At 39.3% G+C, this 2261-nt stretch carries 2 protein-coding genes, 1 tRNA gene and 1 pseudogene; all 4 read left to right on the forward strand.

Features of this window, described 5'->3' with window-relative positions:
- Positions 1-125: pseudogene (locus V7Z64_RS13375) on the forward strand (IS200/IS605 family element RNA-guided endonuclease TnpB); the annotation flags it as partial.
- A gap of 240 nt (positions 126-365) precedes the next feature.
- Positions 366-438, forward strand: a tRNA-Val gene (locus tag V7Z64_RS13015).
- Positions 439-590: 152 nt separating this feature from the next.
- The gene (locus tag V7Z64_RS13020; RefSeq protein WP_297991238.1) at positions 591-2075 is read left to right on the forward strand and encodes a type I restriction-modification system subunit M; all 1485 of its coding nucleotides are present in this window, start codon (positions 591-593) and stop codon (positions 2073-2075) included.
- A partial coding sequence (locus V7Z64_RS13025; RefSeq protein WP_442885212.1) for a hypothetical protein occupies positions 2065-2261 on the forward strand: 197 nt, incomplete at its 3' end. The genes V7Z64_RS13020 and V7Z64_RS13025, both read left to right, overlap by 11 nt.

The raw sequence follows: 2261 nt of genomic DNA on the forward strand, positions 1-2261 counted from the left end.
ATACTTATCACGACCGAGATGTGAACGCAAGTATCAATATGAAAAACGAAGCCATCAGGCTTCTTAACCGCAGGAACTGTGGGGATCGCCTACTAAATAACCGAAGGGGACTTCGGTGTTCGTAGGAATCCGCTATGGCTTTAGCCTAGCGGTAGTTCAATGTTAGAAAGAAAAAGGGGCGAATATATCGGCAGTTTAATTGTCTCATACGAATATAAAGACGGGCTTTTTCAAGCAACCCATATCGATTTCATCCGCCATTAGCCGTTGCGTACGCAATGGCTAAAAATTTTTTAAAAAAGTATTTGACAAAGTAATGGACAGTACGTATAATGAAAAGTGTGTTCGATGACACAACAACATACGATTCCGTAGCTCAGCTGGGAGAGCGCCACCTTGACAGGGTGGAGGTCGCTGGTTCGAGCCCAGTCGGAATCATCGCAAAACCCGAGTTCGATGAAAGAGCTCGGGTTTTTTGTTTTGTGGGCATTTTTTAGTCTTAACAGGGAATGACTAAAAAAAGATAGCTAGAATCTGGGAATTTTGCTATAGTGAAAATGTAGGAAACAACAATTGATGGAGGCAACAGTATGAGCAAGTTAACGCTACAAGAACTTGAATCTCATTTATGGGAATCGGCGAATATATTGCGTGGCAGTATTGATTCTTCTGACTATAAAAACTATATTTTTGGAATGTTGTTTTTAAAACGATTAAACGATGTGTTTGTCGAAACTGCTGAGCGGATTGAAAAAGAAGAAGGTGAAGATTACGGTTGGTATGATCGTGATGAACATCAATTTTTCGTACCTGAAAAAGCACGTTGGAGTTATATTCAATCTCACTCCCAAGACGTGGGTGCGGTCATTAACAAAGCTTTTGAACTATTAGAAGATGAAAACCCTTCCCTACAAGGGGTATTAGCGAATATTGATTTTAACGATAAAGAAAAACTGTCAGATAAAACTATTCTTCAATTAGTACAACACTTCTCGCAAATTGACTTGCGCAACGAAAACTTATCCGAACCTGACATCCTTGGACGTGCTTATGAGTATCTCATTAAACAATTTGCTGACGATGCAGGGAAAAAAGGCGGCGAGTTTTATACGCCAAGCCAAGTCGTTAAATTAATTGTCAAACTCATTAAACCTGAAGAAGGCATGCGTGTATGCGATCCAACCGCAGGATCTGGTGGAATGCTTATTCAATCGGTTGACTACATAAAAGAAAAAGGTGGCAACCCACGCAACATTACATTGCACGGTCAAGAGAAAAACTTAAATACGTGGGCGATTTGTAAAATGAACTTGTTGCTTCACGGTTTAAGCGACCATGAAATTAAAAAAGGCGATACGATTCGTGAACCGAAACTATTAGACGAAAACGGAGAGCTTCTATTATATGATCGCGTCATTGCTAATCCTCCGTTTAGCTTAAAAAACTGGGGACGTGAAGAAGCAGAAGCAGACGCATTTAACCGTTTTCGCTTTGGTTTACCGCCAAAAAACGCAGGAGACTATGCGTTTATTCAACATATGATTGCTACACTCAATGATGAAGGAAAAGCTGGAGTTGTCATGCCGCACGGTGTTCTTTTCCGCGGCGGAGCGGAAGGAAAAATTCGTCAAGGCATCTTAGAAGAAGATTTAATTGAAGCCATTATCGGTTTGCCGGCGAACCTATTCTATGGAACAGGTATTCCAGCATGCATCCTTATCATCAATAAAAACAAAGAAGAGCATAAAAAAGGAAAAGTTCTTTTCATTGACGCATCTAACGACTACCAAGAAGGAAAAAATCAAAACGTTCTTCGAGATGAGGACATTCAAAAAATTGTCAGCACATACGATGCGTGGAAAGATGTCGACAAATATAGCCGTGTCGTTACATTAGAGGAAATTAAAGAAAATGACTATAACTTAAACATTGCACGTTACATTGACACAACTGAAGAAGAAGAACAAATCGATGTGGCAGAAGCCCTTCGTCAACTTCGCCAACTCGAACAAGAACGGGATGAAATTGAAAAGGTGATGTATGGGTATTTGGAGGAGTTGGGGTATGGTGAGTAAAGAAAAAATAACAAATGCTAATAGCTTTCCTAAGGATTGGCCAATAAAAAAGTTAGCGGATATTGGCTCAACTTATGGCGGTTTAATCAATAAAAGCAAAGAGGATTTCACTGAAGGTAACTCAAAATTTATAACTTATAAAAATATATACAACAATACATTTATCAACACTAATGAATTAGAAAG

Origin of the sequence: Anoxybacillus sp. (assembly GCF_036834105.1) — a bacterium.
Classification (GTDB): domain Bacteria; phylum Bacillota; class Bacilli; order Bacillales; family Anoxybacillaceae; genus Anoxybacillus.

Coding starts and splice junctions, on each gene's coding strand:
- V7Z64_RS13020 (WP_297991238.1), top strand. CDS start 591: ATGAGCAAGTTAACGCTACAAGAACTTGAATCTCATTTATGGGAATCG.